The organism is Candidatus Electronema sp. PJ, assembly GCF_048287395.1.
GTDB lineage: Bacteria > Desulfobacterota > Desulfobulbia > Desulfobulbales > Desulfobulbaceae > Electronema.
In genome coordinates this window covers 1-17258 of sequence record NZ_JBLWEO010000087.1, presented here as the reverse complement: position 1 = coordinate 17258, position 17258 = coordinate 1, and the positions used below count along the sequence as shown (strand labels likewise).

Annotated in this window: 16 protein-coding genes, 1 pseudogene and 1 riboswitch; of the genes and pseudogenes, 4 read left to right on the top strand and 13 right to left on the bottom strand. The window is 51.3% G+C overall.

Features of this window, described 5'->3' with window-relative positions; translation table 11 throughout:
• Positions 1-143: 143 nt before the first annotated feature.
• The 4 genes from ACNKIB_RS13835 to ACNKIB_RS13820 form a co-directional block, all read right to left on the bottom strand.
• Positions 144-434: a hypothetical protein gene (locus tag ACNKIB_RS13835; RefSeq protein WP_417911158.1), complete on the bottom strand. Its 291-nt coding sequence runs from the start codon at positions 432-434 to the stop codon at positions 144-146.
• Positions 427-1743 (bottom strand): phosphomethylpyrimidine synthase ThiC, encoded by a 1317-nt coding sequence (gene thiC, locus ACNKIB_RS13830; RefSeq protein WP_417911157.1) that lies wholly within the window; start codon positions 1741-1743, stop codon positions 427-429. The genes ACNKIB_RS13835 and thiC overlap by 8 nt, the downstream gene beginning before the upstream one ends.
• An 89-nt stretch (positions 1744-1832) precedes the next feature.
• Positions 1833-2009: riboswitch (cobalamin riboswitch) on the bottom strand.
• An 89-nt stretch (positions 2010-2098) separates the two neighbouring features.
• Entirely contained in the window at positions 2099-3409 is a 1311-nt protein-coding gene (locus ACNKIB_RS13825; RefSeq protein WP_417911156.1) for a pyridoxal phosphate-dependent aminotransferase, read from the bottom strand.
• A 193-nt stretch (positions 3410-3602) separates the two neighbouring features.
• Positions 3603-4970, bottom strand: a complete 1368-nt coding sequence (locus ACNKIB_RS13820; protein ID WP_417911155.1) for a sigma-54-dependent transcriptional regulator — start codon at positions 4968-4970, stop codon at positions 3603-3605.
• Between the two features lie 602 nt (positions 4971-5572).
• Here ACNKIB_RS13820 and ACNKIB_RS13815 point away from each other — a divergent pair.
• The 3 genes from ACNKIB_RS13815 (at position 5573) to ACNKIB_RS13805 (ending at position 6504) form a co-directional block, all read left to right on the top strand.
• Positions 5573-5764, top strand: coding sequence for a hypothetical protein (locus ACNKIB_RS13815; protein ID WP_417911154.1), 192 nt, complete (start codon positions 5573-5575; stop codon positions 5762-5764).
• A gap of 156 nt (positions 5765-5920) precedes the next feature.
• Positions 5921-6295, top strand: a complete 375-nt coding sequence (locus ACNKIB_RS13810) for a type II toxin-antitoxin system HicB family antitoxin (RefSeq protein ID WP_417911153.1) — start codon at positions 5921-5923, stop codon at positions 6293-6295.
• Positions 6292-6504: a type II toxin-antitoxin system HicA family toxin gene (locus tag ACNKIB_RS13805; protein WP_417911152.1), complete on the top strand. Its 213-nt coding sequence runs from the start codon at positions 6292-6294 to the stop codon at positions 6502-6504. Before ACNKIB_RS13810 ends, ACNKIB_RS13805 begins: the two co-directional genes overlap by 4 nt.
• Before the next feature lie 19 nt (positions 6505-6523).
• Here the strand turns inward: ACNKIB_RS13805 and dnaE are convergent, their stop codons facing one another.
• From dnaE to ACNKIB_RS13760, 9 genes are all read right to left on the bottom strand, one after another.
• Positions 6524-10024, bottom strand: coding sequence for a DNA polymerase III subunit alpha (dnaE, locus tag ACNKIB_RS13800; protein ID WP_417911151.1), 3501 nt, complete (start codon positions 10022-10024; stop codon positions 6524-6526).
• A 6-nt stretch (positions 10025-10030) separates the two neighbouring features.
• On the bottom strand, positions 10031-10453 hold the full coding sequence (locus ACNKIB_RS13795; protein WP_417911150.1) for a type II toxin-antitoxin system VapC family toxin: 423 nt from the start codon (positions 10451-10453) through the stop codon (positions 10031-10033).
• Positions 10431-10712: a hypothetical protein gene (locus tag ACNKIB_RS13790; RefSeq protein WP_417911149.1), complete on the bottom strand. Its 282-nt coding sequence runs from the start codon at positions 10710-10712 to the stop codon at positions 10431-10433. The genes ACNKIB_RS13795 and ACNKIB_RS13790 overlap by 23 nt, the downstream gene beginning before the upstream one ends.
• 121 nt (positions 10713-10833) lie before the next feature.
• Complete coding sequence (locus tag ACNKIB_RS13785) at positions 10834-11181, bottom strand: hypothetical protein (protein ID WP_417911148.1); 348 nt, start codon at positions 11179-11181, stop codon at positions 10834-10836.
• Between the two features lie 224 nt (positions 11182-11405).
• Entirely contained in the window at positions 11406-11723 is a 318-nt protein-coding gene (locus ACNKIB_RS13780) for a hypothetical protein (RefSeq protein WP_417911159.1), read from the bottom strand.
• Between the two features lie 82 nt (positions 11724-11805).
• The gene (locus ACNKIB_RS13775; protein ID WP_417911147.1) at positions 11806-13356 is read right to left on the bottom strand and encodes an Eco57I restriction-modification methylase domain-containing protein; all 1551 of its coding nucleotides are present in this window, start codon (positions 13354-13356) and stop codon (positions 11806-11808) included.
• Positions 13313-14386 (bottom strand): AccI family restriction endonuclease, encoded by a 1074-nt coding sequence (locus ACNKIB_RS13770; RefSeq protein WP_417911146.1) that lies wholly within the window; start codon positions 14384-14386, stop codon positions 13313-13315. Before ACNKIB_RS13770 ends, ACNKIB_RS13775 begins: the two co-directional genes overlap by 44 nt.
• Positions 14387-14516: 130 nt before the next feature.
• Positions 14517-15392, bottom strand: coding sequence for a PHP domain-containing protein (locus tag ACNKIB_RS13765; RefSeq protein WP_417911145.1), 876 nt, complete (start codon positions 15390-15392; stop codon positions 14517-14519).
• A gap of 141 nt (positions 15393-15533) precedes the next feature.
• Positions 15534-15881, bottom strand: a complete 348-nt coding sequence (locus tag ACNKIB_RS13760) for a hypothetical protein (protein ID WP_417911144.1) — start codon at positions 15879-15881, stop codon at positions 15534-15536.
• Between the two features lie 758 nt (positions 15882-16639).
• Between ACNKIB_RS13760 and ACNKIB_RS13755 the strand changes: the two are divergent.
• A pseudogene (locus ACNKIB_RS13755) lies at positions 16640-17195 on the top strand (transposase).
• Positions 17196-17258: the final 63 nt, after the last annotated feature.

Sequence of the window (17258 nt, the reverse complement as noted above, 5' to 3'; positions counted from 1 at the left end):
GCCACCTTACTCTCCTGATCTTAATCCGATTGAGCATAAATGGGCGCAGGCAAAAGCTCTCAGAAAAAAATATCGATGCTCGGTTGAGGAGCTTTTTCAGAACGATATAATATGATCTTTTTATATCGCTACAGCTATATTTTTTACATCACCCTGAGATAAGACTCCTTTTTTACTCGCTGACAAAGGAGTTTGGCTTGGCAACAGAGGAGTTCTACCGACTTGCAAAGGAGTTGTACTCGGCAGAAGAGGAGTCTGGCCGAGTACAAGAGGAGTTTAAGTAAGCCAGAAAGGAGTTCTGCCGAGTAAGAAAGGAGTTTTAGTCGGCCAAACTCCTTTGCTAGCGAGTACAACTCCTTTCTTACCGAGCCAAACTCCTGGGCAAACGAGGAGAACTCGTTTCTGGCTGAGTTGAACTTGTGTTGTTTAGACACTACAGGCTTTATCGCCACTCATGTCATGGCGAAAGAGAGCTGCTCCCCGCTTCATAGCGCAGAAGTCCCCGCACATGGTGCAGGTGTCGCTGTGTTGGGGACTTCGTTCAGCTCGCAAGGCCTGGGCGGTTGTAGGAAAGAGGAGGTGCTGGTCAAGCGTATCCCAGTGCATATCACGCCGGGCCTTAGCCGCTGCCTTTTCATTCTCCCGGCGACCTGGGTATTTGGCAAGATCACCAGCGCGCACAGCTAACCTAGCAGCCCTGACACCCTGCCGCACATCTTCTTCATTGGGTAAAGCAAGGTGCTCAGCTGGGGTAATATAGCAAATCAGGTCTGCGCCATGCCAAGCAGCATGGGCTGCACCAATCGCGCCGCTGAGATGATCATAACCAGCCCCACTATCTAAGGGCAGAGGGCCAAGTACATAATACGGCGCATTACCACTCATCCGCTTCTCCAAGAGGATGTTGGCGGCAATCTCATCTAGGGGCACATGACCTGGCCCTTCAACCATCATTTGGCAACCCATACCTCTACCAAGCTCTGCGAGTTCACAGTTAGTCACCATCTCTGCTACCTGGGCGCGATCATGACTATCGTGGATAGCACCTGCCCGAATACCATTCCCAAGCGAGAGCACCGCATCATACTTCTTCATCAACGCGCATACTCTATCGAATTGCTCGTAGAGCGGGTTCTCTTTGCCCTGCTTATCCATCCAGGCAACCATGAAGGTACCACCTTTGGAGACCAAGCCGCCATACCGATACCCCTGTTTTCTTAACCGCTCGATGGTGTATTGATTAATGCCACAGTGGATCGCCATAAAGCTCACGCCATCAGCCAGCTGCTTCTCTATAGTCTCAAAGAGCAGCTCTGGGTCGAGCTTGCTGGGATCACCATAGCGCAAGGCCGTCTCACGGAATGCCTGATAGAGCGGCACAGTGCCTACAGGCAGATCGACAGCACTCAGTATTGCCCGGCGAATAATATCCATATCCCCGGCAGCCGACAGCTCCATGAGCGTATCAGCACCCTCACTGGCTGCGATCTGCGCCTTCCGTACCTCAAGATTAAGATCACAGATATCAGAGGAGGTGCCTATAGAGGCATTGACCTTGGTACGTAGTCCTGTGCCAAGGCCAACCACCCTTTGCTGGGGTCGCTGAGGATGGCTAAGAACCACGATCTCGCCTGCTGCTACGCGACTACGCACCAGCTCAGTGCTGAGTCCCTCATTCTGGGCAATGGTATTGATCTGCGGAGTAATACGGCCTGCACGCGCTGCTTCTAGCTGGGTTTGCATGATGAACCTCCTGGTTCATGCTTTGCCCTGCCAGTACGCACGAGTCCTGGCAGAGCTGTTGCTCTCCAGAACCCTTTGCCATCGTGTTCTTGTTGATAAGGATGTTCAGCTCGTCTTCTGGCTTCCCCACAACTTATCGCGGCCTTCCCATTTCTTAAAAGAAACAGTGGCCATCGTCGCAATAAGCACATACACCCGGGGTTACAGCACTGGGATATGCCACGGATTTACACCGTGTTCCGTGTACTGAACATCAATAGTGTAAGCGGCAGAGAAGCCGCAGTCCCCTATAAAACAGCATCCACTCAGTCATGTCAAGAAAATTAAAAAAAAATCAACGGATTCAACACCACCCTCATGCTGAGGTGGTGTACTGCCGGATAGACTCGGCAATAGTGCGGAAGATGCGGGTGAAGGTCTCCTCGTCGCGCTCGAGTAGGGTGATGCGGAAGCCCTGCAAGGTGGTGGCAAAGGACGAGAGCGGCACCACGCAGATACCGGTTGAGCCGAGCAGATAATAGACAAAACGTTTATCCGGCTCTACTCCAGGGCCGCTGACCATTTTCTCAACAGTCGTGCGAACCTCGTCCTTGACGATGGGCAGGCTCTGTTTGTGATTCAGCAGACCGTGTTCAAAGACCACGCTCATATAGAACGCGCCGTTGGTGCGGTTGACTAACACCCCTTTGATGTCTTTGAGGATGGTGTAGGCGATGTTCGAGTATTTTTCATAGCGGCGGATGCGCTCGTTGAGATACTTGGGGTATTCCTGGTGCGTTACCACCTTGGGCAAGACGAGTTGCGGTAAGGTGGTGGAGCAGACCTCCATCATCTTGGCGTTGAGGATGGATTTGGTGTATTTCTCGAACATACAGTCATGGTGGCCGTTATAGACTTCCATCCAACCACAGCGACCGCCCGGCCAAGGCATCTCTTTTGACACGCCCCGCAGGCAAATAGCAGGCACCCGCTTGCCGATCAGCGTGGCCAGCGGCACAGCTTTGGTGCCGTTATACACCATATTCTGATAGACTTCGTCGCAAACGATGAAAAGGTCGTAGCGGTCAGCGATGTCAACTATCGCTCGCAGGATGCTCTCAGGATAGACTGCGCCAGTCGGGTTGTCCGGGTTGATGACCAGAATGCCCGCAATCGCCGGATTGTATTTGACATGGTTCTCTAAGTCATCTAAGTCCGGGTACCATTTCTTGTTCGGGTCAAGGATGTAGGTCAGCGGGCTGTCACCAGCATGAGCAGCCTCAGCAGAGGAATGGGTGGTATAACTGGGCGTAGGCACAATCACCCGCGCTGTAGGCCGGAGAAAGCCGAAGACCTTAGAGATCGCGTCGCCCAGGCCGTTGAAAAAAAGAATGTCCTCTGGCGTGATCTGCGCCCCGCCTAAAGCGTTAGTCTGCTCGGCAATAAACTGTCGGGTCGCCAATACGCCTCTTGTTGGCGAATAACCGTAGCTCGCATCCTCCTGGGCCGCTGCCGCGACAATATTCTTCATCCAAGCTGGAATCTGCTCGCCTTTGGCTACTGGGTCACCAATGTTTTCCCAGTTCACAGTTACGCCCAAGGCCTGAAGCTGATTGCCGACATTGACGATATTACGAATCTCGTAGGTAAGTTCGCCAGCACCGGCATGGACAATATTGGTTCGCATGGACAGTCTCTCTCCTTTGCCGGACAGTCCGGCAGCTCATTGCACAGAGTTTTTTTGCTGGAAGGGGAAGCGGAAGGACATAGAACTGCGCGGCCTCCCTTCTGCCTGAAAGCTCAAGTCTTTACCATAGCCAGAGCTAGCCGTCAACCGCCTGATGCAAAATTCTTCTGCCCGGCGGCTGAAAGGGTTGCCTTTAGGAAAGGTTGCTGTCTAGCCCATACTTCTTCAGCTTGTTGAGCAGAGTCTTGCGGGTGATCTGAAGACGGCGAGCAGCCTCGCTTTTATTGCCGCCAGTAGCGATAAGGGTCTTAACGATGAGCTGTAATTCTGCCCCTTTGAGTGTGCCTTGCGGCCCAGCATCCTCCTTTCGGTTCATGCTCAACCAGCGCTGGATGGAAAGGGGCAGGCTTTCCACATCTAAGTATTCGCCCCGCGTCAAAATCACGCCCCGCTCGATGGCGTTTTCCAACTCACGCACGTTGCCTGGCCAGGGATAGCGGTTAAGCACGTCCATACAGGTTGGCGTGATCCCTTTGAGCTTTCGTTTGTTCCGCTTGGCGCAACGGCGGATGAAAAAATCGGTGAGCAGGGGGATATCACCGATTCGTTCGCGTAGGGAGGGCACATCAAGCGTGACCACATTCAAGCGATAGTAGAGATCCTCGCGGAAACGGCCTTCGCGTACCGCTACCTCTAAGTTGCGGTTGGTTGCAGTGATGACCCGAACATCTACTGTGACAATCTCCTGGCTGCCGACCCGCTGGAGTTCATGCTCTTGCAGCACCCGCAGGAGCTTGGCCTGCATGGACGGGGTAGTCTCGCCGATCTCATCAAGAAAGAGGGTGCCATGCTGGGCCTGCACAAAACAGCCTTCGCGCCGCCGGTCTGCGCCAGTGAACGATCCCTTCTCATGGCCGAACAGCTCGGATTCAAGCAGGGTCTCGGCTAAGGCTGCGCAGTTTACCTTCACAAAAGGGCCGTCCTTGCGGAGACTCCGGTAATGCAAGGCTGAAGCAACCAACTCCTTGCCCGTGCCTGAATCGCCGCTGATCAACACAGTGGCCTCGCTGGGCGCGACCTGGACAATGAGATCCCAGAGAGCCTGCATGGGTGGAGAAGAACCAATAATCCTGCCGTGCTCATCAAAAGGTTGACCGCCATGCGGCTCCGCCGACATGTTGGTAGGTTGCCGGTGCCCCATCGCAATTTCCGCTGTCCGGCGCAACCGCTCCATATCAACCGGCTTGGTCAGATAGTCATGCGCCCCCAGCTTCAGAGCCTCCACAGCTGTTTCGACAAAAGAATTGCCTGTCAGCATGACAACAGGGATAGCTGGATTAATGGCTCGAATTTTCCGCAGTGCTTCTAAGCCATTCATCTTGGTCATGCAGACATCCATCAGTACCAAGTCAAAAGGGCCGCCGCGCACCACCTCCACAGCATTCTCGCCGTCGTCCGCCTCCACGCACAACCAGCCCCAGTTCGAGAGAATGGAACCGAGCATGTATCGGTGTGCTTTGTCGTCATCGACGATCAAAACTTTTGCGGTGTTCTTCTTCATCTCACTCCTGCGCCGCCTTGGCCGCAGCGTTCGCCATTCAATGGGTTTACAAAGGTATGTGGAATAACTTCTCTGTCTATACCGTAGGAAGAAGCCAGCTGCGGCTGAAGGGGAATCGTGCGAACCGTTCTTCGGCAGTTCTCCGAGTGCTTTTCCTGATTTGCTGAAGCGACTTGATGCTGCCGACGCACGTTGTATTTCGTGCGGGAGACCTCCCGGATCTTTGCTTGAAATAGCTTTCAATAGGATGAATTGGATCCGGCTCGATTGCTTGTTGAACAAGTTCGATCTTATTTTATAGCAAATCTTAGCTCAATACGCAAATTTTTTCGCGAGAGTTTGTCGTGCAATACGAGCATTATACTGCTGATCTTCCATCTTTCCCGCATGTTGCCTCTTCTGTAATCCTGTGCTGTCTTTTTTGCGACGACTTCAGAGCAGACTCCAGCGTATTGTACAATATTGTCCTCCTTTTTTCGGCGGCTTATCCCCTACCTTAAGGTGGCAGTTTCCGTGCATAGTCTGAAGACTGGCAGTCGTCGGACGCGCGCTGTCTTTTCAAGAGATTAGGGCTTCCACACAACTCAGGCATTCACGTTCTCTTGGGGATTAAGCAGCTTTTCCAATACGCCAGGGAAGAGTACGGCTCGTTGGTAAAGGAGTTTGGCTCGGTAAGAAAGGAGTTCTACTCGGCAGAAGAGGAGTTGAAGTCGGTAGGAAAAGAGTTTTGCTTGGCCAAACTCCTTTCCTGGTTAGCCACAAAGGAGTCTGGCCGACTAAGAAAGGAGTTATAATCGGCAAAACTCCTCTGCGGCTTGACCAAACTCCTTTGGTACTCGGCCAGACTCCTTTTCTGCCGACTTCAACTCCTTTGCAAGTCGGCAAAACTCCTCTGTGGCCAAGCCAAACTCCTTTGTCAGCGAGTAAGAAAGGAATCTTTTCTAGGAATTATGCAAAGAATACTGCGAGAAGAGCAATGGATTCTTTCTTGTCTCCAGACCGGAAATTTAGAATGCGCATGGTGGATGGTTGCGGAAAACCCGGCTGGGCGGTATGCTGAAATCATGGCCAATGCGCAGCAGAAGCAGTCAAAGCAAAGACAAGAGGAGGTGCCCATGCAGCAGTATCTCATTGAATGCGAGCAGGAGGAAGATGGCCGCTGGCTCGCGGAAGTACCAGATTTGCCTGGTGTGCTGGCATACGGCAATACCGCCGACATTGCCGCCGCACGAGCGGAGGTCTTGGCCTTGCGGGTGCTGGCCGAGCGGCTTGAGACGCAGAAATGCCGCCCTTTTCCTCTCTCTATAGGCTTGGCAGCAGCATGAGCGAATGGCCTTCAGTCAAGGCAAAGCGTCTCTTGGCGGCACTGATCCGCATCGGCTGGAGCGTCAAACGGCAGAGCGGCTCGCACAAAACATTGGAGCTGGCTGGCTGGCCTGATGTGGTATTTGCCTTTCATGATAATGAAGAGATCAGTCCCCGCATGTTGGCCCGCCTTGCCAAGCACACCGGGCTGAAACCAGAAGATTTGTAGGGAGCGGGAAAGCTGCTTCTTACCGCTCCCTACCCTCGCTCTTCCGTTGCCGTGCCTCCGCCTTCCGCTTTTCTACCTTCAGACATTTCTGGCCAAAAGATTCTTTTACCTGCTGGCAAAAATCTGGGCAAAGCCGCACTTTGAGATCCGAATGCGGCTCAATGTCCACCTCACCTCTGCCATCAAAGTGCAGAGTGATTTTGACTGGCACTGGGCCGTGAAATTGATAGAGCAGGTCTTTTAGCTCAAGGAGTTGCTGGCGGCTAGTACGGGCAGCCTGGATTTTGATCGTGGCTTTGGCGATGAATTCCTCCATCGCCTGGGTCAAGAGCAGAATGTTGTCGGCAATGATGTTTGCGCCACGCTCGCTGACCTGCACTGTGCCCTGGACAATCAGCGGCTGGTCGTTGCCAAGCAGGTGCGAGCAGCGGGCAAAGACTTCTGGAAAGACGACGACCTCGACGCTGGCACTCATGTCCTCCAGCACGGTGAAGGCCATGCGGTCGCCTTTCTTTGATCTATGCTCCTTGAAACGTTGAATGAGGCCACCGACCCGCACTACCTGGCCGTCGCGCCAGTTTTCCTGGGCCTCAAGGTCTGAATCCGAGATCATGCGGATGTGCTCAATCGCGCCATCCAAGGGATGGCCGGTGAGGAAGAAGCCGACCGTCTCCTTCTCAAAGCCGAGCTTGACGAGCGGCTGCCATTCCGCTATGTCTGGCATTTTGACCTCTGCTGCTGGGCTGCTGCCGCTCTTCTTGCCAACGGCAAACAGGCTCATCTGGCCGCTCATCCGGTCGCGCTGCACGGTCTTGGCCTGCTCGATGGTTGTATCCAAGACCTCCATCAGCTGCGCCCGCTTGGCCCGCATGGAGTCGAACGCCCCGGCCTTGATCAGGTTCTCCAGCACCTTGCGGTTGACCCGGCTTGAATCCACCCGCCCGCAGAAGTCGGCCAAGGATGTGTACGGTGCCTTGCGTCGCTCCTCGATGACCGAATCCAAGGCCGCGCCGCCCACGCCCTTCACCGCCGCCAAGCCAAAGCGGATGCGGTCTTTGATAACCGTGAAGTCATGGTACGACTCGTTGATGTCCGGCGGCAGCACCTCAATGCTCATCTGCCTGCATTCGTTGATGTACCTCACCACCTTGTCGGTGTTGTCCACGTCGCAGGAGAGGAGTGCGGCCAGGAACTGGGCAGGATAGTGGGCCTTCAGATAGGCGGTGTGGTAGGCGACGAGGGCGTAGGCGGCGGAGTGTGACTTATTAAATCCGTAACCCGCAAACTTCGCCATCAAGTCAAAGACATAGGCCGCCCGCTCTTCTGGGATGCCATTAACCTTGGCCCCGGCCATGAACTTGCCGCGCTCCTTCTCCATCTCCTCCGGGATCTTCTTGCCCATAGCCCGGCGGAGGATGTCTGCGTCGCCGAGGCTGTAGGAGGCGAGGATGTTGGAGATTTTCATCACCTGCTCTTGATAGACGATGACCCCGTAGGTCTCCCGCAGCACCTCCTTGATCTGCGGCAAAGGGTACTCGGCAGGACGGCGGCCATGCTTGGTCTCCACGAACTGATCCACCATGCCGGAGTCGAGCGGGCCAGGCCGGTAGAGAGCGACGAGGGCGATGAGGTCGGTGAACTGCTCCGGGGCCATCTTGATCAGCAGCTCGCGCATCCCGTCGCTTTCGAGCTGGAATACTCCCAAGCTGCTGCCCTTGCAGAGCAGGTCGTAGGTCTTCTGATCGTCGGTTGGTATCTTGTTTAGCTCCACCTCAAGGCCGATGTCCTGCTTGATCAGCTTCAGGGCGCGGTCTATGACTGTCAGGGTCTTCAAGCCGAGAAAGTCGAACTTGATCAGTCCGGTCATCTCGGTGTATTTCATGTCATATTGGGTGAGTATCTCCTTGTCCGGGCCGATGCAGACGGGCAGATACTCCACCATCGGCTTGGGGGAGATCACCACCCCGGCGGCGTGCGTTGACTTGTGCCGGGCCAGCCCCTCCAGCGTCTGCGCTACCTTAAGCAGTTTCTGGATGCTCTCCTCCCGCATCGCGTCGCGCAGGCGGGGTTCCTGCTCGATGGCCTTCTTCAGGGTGATCTTCAGCTCTTCCGGCACCAGCTTGGCAATCCGGTCAACCTGCGGCAGGGGAATCTCCAGCACCCGGCCCACGTCGCGCAGCACGGCCCGCGCCTTCATCGAACCGTAGGCGACAATCTGGGCCACGTGCGCATCGCCGCCATAACGCTGGCGAACGTAATCAATCACCTCATCCCGCCGGTCTTTGCAGAAGTCCACGTCAAAGTCGGGCATAGATACTCGCTCAACGTTGAGAAAGCGCTCAAAGAGCAGGCCGTAGGGGATGGGGTCAATGTCGGTGATCGCCATGCAGTAGGCGGCGAGGCTGCCCGCCCCGCTCCCCCTTCCTGGACCTACAGGGATGCCCTTGCTCTTGGCCCAGTTGATGAAGTCAGCAACAATAAGGAAGTAGCCGGAAAAGCCCATCTTCTGGATGACCTTGATCTCCATCTCCAGCCGCTCGCGGTACTGCGCCTCCAGCTCCGGGCTGACCTCCTGCAACTCGCGCAGCAGGGCCAGCCGCTGCTCAAGGCCGTCGCGGCAGGCGTGCTCAAAGAGGCTCTCCAGCGACTCGCCCGCAGGCACCGGAAAGATGGGGAAGTGGTTCTCGCCGAACTTCAGCTTGAGGTCGCAGCGTTCCGCCACTTCCATCGTATTGCTCAGGGCCTCTTGGCACCAGCTGAACTGGCGGGCCATCACCTCCGGCGGCTTGAAGTACAGCTCATCAGTGGAGAATTTGAAGCGGCCCGGATCGCTGATCACCTTGCTGGTCTGAATGCAGAGCAGCACCTCGTGGGCGTAGGCTTCGTCCTTGTTGAGATAGTGGCAGTCGTTGGTGGCCACCAGCTTGATGCCGAGATCATTGCCCAATTCCTGCAAGCCTGTGTTGACCTTCGTCTGCTCCGGGATGCCGTTCTCCTGCACCTCGAAGTAGAGGCGGTCGCCGAAGAGCTGGCGCAGCTCAAGAGCTTTTTCACGCGCTGCGTCCATGCCGCTGTGGCTGATCAACCAAGGCACTTCGCCGTGCAAGCAGGCGGAGAGGGCGATCAAGCCTTCGTGGTGGCTGGCCAAGAGCTTGCGGTCAATGCGCGGCTTGTAATAGAAGCCCGCCGTTTGTGCCACCGAGGCCAGCTTCATCAGGTTACGGTAGCCGTCCTCGTTCATCGCCAGCAGAACAAGGTGGAAGTTGTGGCCCGCGCTCTTATCGTGGATGAGGTGATCGGTCTCGGCGATGTACAGTTCGCAGCCGATGATCGGCCTGATGCCCGCCTTCTTGGCCTTGGTGTAGAACTCCAGCGCGCCGTACATGGCTCCGTGGTCGGTGACAGCCACAGCGTTCATGCCGTATTCTTTCGTCTTTTCAATCAGGTCGCCGATGCGGATGGCACCGTCGAGCATGGAATACTGGGTGTGGACGTGCAGGTGGGTGAAGGGCTGAGACATGAAAAATTATGCAGGGATGATATCGAAATGCGGGCAATGTTTCGGACGGATTGTACCGAAATCCCGCAAATCAACGGTCAGAATCTTTTGAATGTCCAGCCGTTCCGCCAAAGTGACTATGGCGGCATCGGTGAAATCCAGCTTTAAATCAGCGTATTGCTCAAGCAATTCGTGAATGCGGGGCAGGTCAGAAGGGAGGATGGAAAGTAGTTCTATCGGACTGTCGGCAAGCTGCCGCACACATTGGCGCATAGCACTGTGTCCAATACGGGCGGAAAGCAGATAGCTTACTTCAACAAGAACCGGAACCGGCAGGAGGATTTGCTCCGTCACAGTCGGCAAAGCCTGCGTCACGCGCAGATGATTCCGATCTTTTATGTCAATTGTCGCGTAAAGGAACCCGGAGTCAAGAATCGCTTTCTTGCGCATATTTTCCTGCTATGTAATCACTGACGATTTCCTGAACACGTTCAGAGGCATCATCTTCTTTGCCATTGAACATGCCTGCTATTGACAACAGGAAAGAAGCGTCTGGCGACGGCGACGCAGAAGCAGGGAAATTTTGCAAATATTGCTCAAGGATGGAATTGACAAGTCGTTCCGCTTTGAGATGCTGCTGTTCAGCAATTAAGCATATCTTTTGCAGAATGTCTTGACGGATATTGATGGAAGAAGCAGTTCTGTTCATGAGCGATTGAGAGCTGAGATCAAGGAACTATACGCAGACAAGGCGCATCTGCCGCCGTGTCTGCGTTGCCGACTGAAGGACAGAGGAGGTACTTCTGTGTTATCTTCCTTGCGCAAGGCAGTCACGCCTGCGGCTTGGGCTTCCGCACCGGCTTTTTCCGCTCGCTTGCCCTTGTGCCGCCAACCATCTCATATTCCGAGGAATTCAGCCCGCAAAGCGACTTGATCGCCAGACGAATGATTATGAGATACTCATTCAGCGTTTTGACATCATCGGCCTTGACATTGACCATCTGCGTCCGCTCGGCGTTAATCGCGTCCACTGCTTTTGTCGATGTTTTCAGCGCATTGATCTTCGCCTCCAGCTCCGCGATTGAGATGCCTGCCGGCAGCCCAGCACCGATTTTCTCCATCGCCTCTTTGATCTTGCTTGCTTCTTGCAGCAGATTTGCTATGTTTCCTCCGATCATAACTGCCTCCTGTTGGTTGCGCGTAGAATGCCTTTTCAAAAAAGGCGTGACGCTTTGTTTAAAAGAAGACATTTGATTCAAAAGAGAGTGATCTCTTGTTTAGGTGAAGCAGGTTCTGTTTAAAATTAAGCTGGCTTGCATTTGAACGGAAGATATTCTATTCAAGTTAGATTAACTTTCTGTTTGAATAAAATAGGGTTAATTTTAAATAGAACGGACTTGATTCAAACAAGAGCAAGCTCTCGGCAGAGTAGAGCGCACTCTTGTTTGGCCAGAGCCTCCTTTCGTGAGGAATAAAGGCTATCTTTAGAAAGCAGGAAGGTGCGGCGCGTCTTTCTCTGCACTTTTTGTCTAAAGATTCTCGTATTTTGCACGAGATAGACATTCAACCTCATTATCATTCCTACGAAAGAAAAAATCAAGCGGTATTTTTGTTTGCAGCGGCTTATTTCAAGCAGAGTGTCTATTCTATCAACGGCGTTCATGCTGTATTCTTTCATCTTCTCAATCAGGTCTTCGATGCGGCTGGCACCGTCGAGCATGGAATACTGCGTGTGGACGTGCAGGTGGGTGAAAGTTGTAGCCATTAAGGAGGAATAACAAAAAGAGGAAAAATACGGCCTGCTAATTAATCAGCGATGCAAAAATATCGTCAACCCACGATGGCACTGCGCCGTTTTTTTTTATATATAAAATCGCCTGTTCCGTCATGTCATCTTGAATCTTATCAAAGAAATGTGTAGATGGTACCAAGGCTTGATTGATGTCGTTTGGCTCGAATTTATCCAAACGGTCTCCATAGTTTCGCATCACCAGTGAAACTATTTTTTTCCCTGACTCAGAAAGCAAATATAGAAAAAGCGGTTTAATATATTTGGTGCCAAAGAGATTTGGCTGAAATCCATGAAAGCATGTCAAATTCAATGTATTAGTACGATTAAGGATAATTTTATATCCTCCTCGGGAAAACACGCCCAAAAGCAGTGGGGCAGGTTTCCGTCTTTCCGTCTTATACCAAGGCTTCCTATTTTTAGTTAAAAACCGTTCATGAAAACCATTTTTCTGTCCATATTGAATATATTGTTCTGCCTCATGAGAATGATTTGCATGAGCTGAAAAAAGAAAAACAGTGTTGTCATCTTTCATGAGCTGATCAAAATCCCCATAGTCAAAAATAGGATTTTTCACATGAGAGCTTCTTGTAATGCACGGTAAGTATTCATCTTTAAATATTTTTTTATTCTGCACATCTGAAGGCCGTAAAACGAAGAATTCATTTGCTCCAGTCGCTATCCCTCTGTTGAATACTCCATAACTGCTTAAATGAACTAAATTTTTAGTGGATACTATTCTTTTTTCTTGAAAATATGGTGCCCACTTCTCATTAGCTTTTAATCTCGCATAAGAGACAGTCGTGCTTACTCCTTTGTCAAAATGAACAGTTAGCTCGCCTATCTTTTTTATAGTATGGAAAATTAGCTCATCAAAATTTCTCTTGCTATCATATAAAATCATACAAATAGATGTTATTGCATCAGGAAAGACATCCTTTTCACAGTCAATTTTAATTATTGCAAACAAATGCCTGTTCTCAATCAGCTTGCTTTTAACAATCTCACCGTAGCCAGTATTAAGAAATTCAATTGGCATTATATATGCCAATCTGCCTGTTCCATCTAATTCTGACAAGGATTTCAAGAGAAAAGCTGAAGCGACATTTGTGTATCCAGACAGTCGAAGATTAATTTTTTCTTGAAATAAACCAGAGACACTATGACGATTAGCAAATTTTTGAAACCTCATATATGGAGGGTTGCATACAATATTTCCATGCTTCATCCCCCAAGACATGAGGTAGTCATCATTTTTAATAAAATTAAAAAAACAAGAATTCTTTTCTTCTAAATAATTAATAATTTTTCTATCAATTTCTGTTGCTGTAAATAATATCTGGTGTTTCCTGTTGACTGCGTGATAAAACGCGCCAAGGCCAAAACCTGGATCGTGGATATGATCAACTCCTGATTCCAATACCCAATTCACCATAAAACGAGCAATTTCAGGATGGGTGAAATATTGACCATAGCTTTTTCTATGATTATCACCAACCTTGCTTATATAGTCATGCTCTTCAAACATTGCACATAAGTTCATGGTAGAAAACTTCTGGATCAAGATAACCTCTGCCGCCTGAAAAAGTCACATAAAACAAGAGTCTTCCTCTTTCCAACTCTTTCAAAGCAGATTTATGCTCTGGCATGTCCATGCGGCCAATAATCTCCCTGCCAATCTGAATGGCAATTTTTATAGTGGTTTTTCCTTGATTTTTGACATCTTTTTCGACAGAGAAAACAACATCTTCCTTGGCCGAATCAGAAATGATTTCCAATATCTCGCGAAAAGAAATGATATACGCTCTATCAAAGAAGACTTGCAGGTAATAGTGAGGAACGTTGAACCGTTGTATCCAGCGATTTACAAGAGCTAAGTCTTCAACTTTAGGCGTTATGCTCAGATAATCTCGTTTATGCAAAATTTTTATCTGTTCTTTAAGCAGCTTCAAATATTCTGACAGTTCTTGCAGTAACGCCGATGAAGACCAGCTCCGAAACCTGAAATCTAATTCACGAAAGGTGGATAATCCTGCATTATTGATAAGATCAAACAGGTCTGGACTCTTTTGGTGCAGCAACGTTGCGAATGGCTCTTGCAGAATGAGTCTGCGAACTCTCATGCACTCCTGTTCCGCGTACTTGATGCGATTGCTCATAAATAAAGCATACTTCGTCGCTAAAAAGCTGCTTGATCTCACTTCAATCGCAGCAACAGCACGAGAGACGGTCTGTTCATTTGCAAGATCAACGTGTTCTCGACCTAAAAAATCAGCACGTCTAAAAATCAAAATATCTGGCTTTTTGCCAATAGTATTCAGCTCATCTTGATATTCTCTGTAAAAATCAGCAAAACCTGGATCACCAGCAGCAAGCCCGTCACCTCGTCCATAAGAAACAGCAAGATGATCAGGGCAATTTTCATTGATTGCTGCCAGCACAACCCGTTCCGCCCAGTCGCCCTGCTCTTTGTTGGTCAGAAATTCTGAGCTGGCTGAGGAGGGTGGCCTGCCCTCCATGCGAATGTTCGGGTCAATATCAAACGGAGCTGCCTCAATTAAACGGGCAATGATTTGGCTGTAATTCTCATTCATCTGTCGTTCAGGATGGTTCAGCGCATTTTTTCACAGTCTTTCATCGGATGCAGCCCGAAAAACTATACGCTAATCACATTGGATGTCAAGAATTTTAGTGCTCGCCGCTGCCGTATTTTGACGGACGTAATCAGGCAGGCCTGCTCAAAGAGGCTTTCCAGCGACTCGCCCGCAGGCACCGGGAAGATGGGGAAGTGGTTCTCGCCACCTCCATCGTGTTGCTCAGGGCTTCCGGGCACCAGCTGAACTGGCGGGCCATCACCTCCGGCGGCTTGAAATACAGCTCGTCGGTGGAGAACTTGAAGCGGCCCGGATCGCTGATCACCTTGCTGGTCTGAATGCAGAGCAGCACCTCGTGGGCGTAGGCTTCGTCCTTGTTGAGATAGTGACAGTCGTTGGTCGCCACCAGCTTGATGCCGAGATCATGGCCCAATTCCTGCAAGCCGACGTTGACCTTCGTCTGCTCCGGGATGCCGTTCTCCTGCACCTCAAAGTAAAGCCTGTCGCCGAAGAGCTGCTGTAACTCCAGAGCCTTTTGCCGGGCAGCGTCCATCGTGCCGTGATTGATCAGCCAAGGCACCTCGCCATGCAGGCAGGCGGACAGGGCGATCAGTCCTTCATGGTGGCTGGCGAGCAGACGGCGGTCAATGCGCGGCTTGTAGTAGAAACCCGCTGTTTGCGCCACCGAAGCCAGCTTCATCAAGTTGCGGTAGCCGGTCTCGTCCATTGCCAGCAGAACGAGATGGAAGTTGTGGCCCGCGCTCTTGTCGTGAATGAGATGATCAGTCTCGGCGATGTACAGCTCGCAGCCGATGATCGGCCGCAGCCCGGCCTTCTTCGCCTTGGTGTAGAACTCCAGCGCGCCGTACATGGCCCCGTGATCGGTGACGGCCACGGCGTTCATGCCGTATTCTTTCGTCTTCTCAATCAGGTCGCCGATGCGGATGGCACCGTCGAGCATGGAATACTGCGTATGGACGTGCAGGTGGGTGAAGAGCTGAGACATGAAAAATTATGCGGGGATGAAGTAGAACTACAGGAAACTCTTAGGACATTCCTGCTATGAGCAGCAGAAAGGAAATATCTGGCGAATTCTGGCAGGCAAACGGAGGAGACTTCTCCGTTTGCTCTTCCTTGCGCAAGGCAGTCACGCCTGCGGCTTGGGCTTCCTCACTGGCTTTTTCCGCTCGCTTGCCCTTGTGCCGCCAACCATCTCGTATTCCGAGGAGTTCAGCCCGCAAAGCGACTTGATTGCCAGACGGATAATTATGAGGTACTCATTCAGCGTTTTGACATCATCGGCCTTGACATTGACCATCTGCGTCCGCTCGGCGTTAATCGCGTCCACTGCTTTTGTCGATGTTTTCAGCGCATTGATCTTAGTCTCCAGCTCCGCGATTGAGATGCCTGCTGGCAGCCCAGCACTGATTTTCTCCATCGCCTCTTTAATCTTGCTTGCTTCTTGCAGCAGATTTGCTATGTTTCCTCCGATCATAACTGCCTCCTGTTGGTTGCGCGTAGAGTGCCTTTTCAAGAAAGGCGTGACGCTTTATTGAAAAGAAGACGTTTGATTCAAAAGAGAGTGATCTCTTATTTAGGTGAAGCTGGTTTTGTTCAAAATAAAGATGGCTTGCATTTGAACTGAAGATGTTCTATTCAAAATAGATTAACTTTCTGTTTGAATAAAATAGGGTTAATTTTAAATAGAACGAACTTGATTCAAACAAGAGCAAGCTCTCGGCAGAGTAGAGCACACTCTTATTTGGCCAGAGCCTCTTCTCGCGAGGAACAAAGGTTATCTCCAGAAAATAGGCAGGTGCGGCGCATTGTTTCCTGTGTGTTTTCGGCTGAAAGCATCCCATCATGCACGAGACAGGTATTCAACTGCATCATATCCCTGCGAAAGGAAAAATCAAGCAGTATTTTTGTTTGCAGCGGCTTGTGCCAAGCGGAGCACCTGTGCTGCCAATAGCGTTCATTCTGTATTCTTTCGTTTTTTTAAATCACATCTCTGATGCGGATAAAACTCTTGACAAAATCTCTGCCAAGAAGTATGTTTTCGCAGCAGCGCATCAATTCTCTGTGTATTTGATACACTTTTCTTCAAAAAGCTGCTTCATCTGCACAGACGTTTGACAAGTATGACAAATCTGTTTTTGCAAAAAAATACTTGTAAAGTTTTTACTGACCTGTCTTCGCAATAGCGGACACGTTTTATTCCCTAGAGCCTGTTATGCACTTTTGCCACAGAGCATGATAATCTCAGAGGCATGCGACGTAAGTGACGATGAATGGGAGTTTGTCGTCCCCTATCTGGCCTTGATGCGAGAGGATGGGCCGCAGCGGGAGCATTCTCTGCGCGCAGTCTTCAACGGGCTGCGGTATATTGTGCGCACAGGGATGCAGTGGCGTTTCATGCCCAATGACCTGCCGCCGTGGCACACAGTTTATCAGCAGGCCCAGCGATGGCTGGCAGCCGGGGTGTTCGAGGCAATTGTCCGGGACTTGCGTATGCTGCTGCGTGAAATCGATGGACGCGCGCCTCAACCATACCGGCGAACAGGCGGCGAACGCAGCGGCAAAGCACGGTATTCGACTCAATATCGTCAAGTTGCCAACAGCCAAGCGAGGATTCATCCTCTTGCCACGGTGCTGGGTCGTCGAACGCAGCTTCGCTTGGATGGCTCGCTTTTGGCGATTGGCACGCGACTATGAGCGGCTGGATCAGACTCTTGCAGGCCTGCACTTCGTTGCCTTTGCCATTCTGATGGCTCAACGACTTGTTACGTTTATGACCCAAAGTACATAACAGGCTCTAGGTGATTGAACATATTTTTCGCAAATTCAAAGTGTTCCGTATTTTGAGCGAACG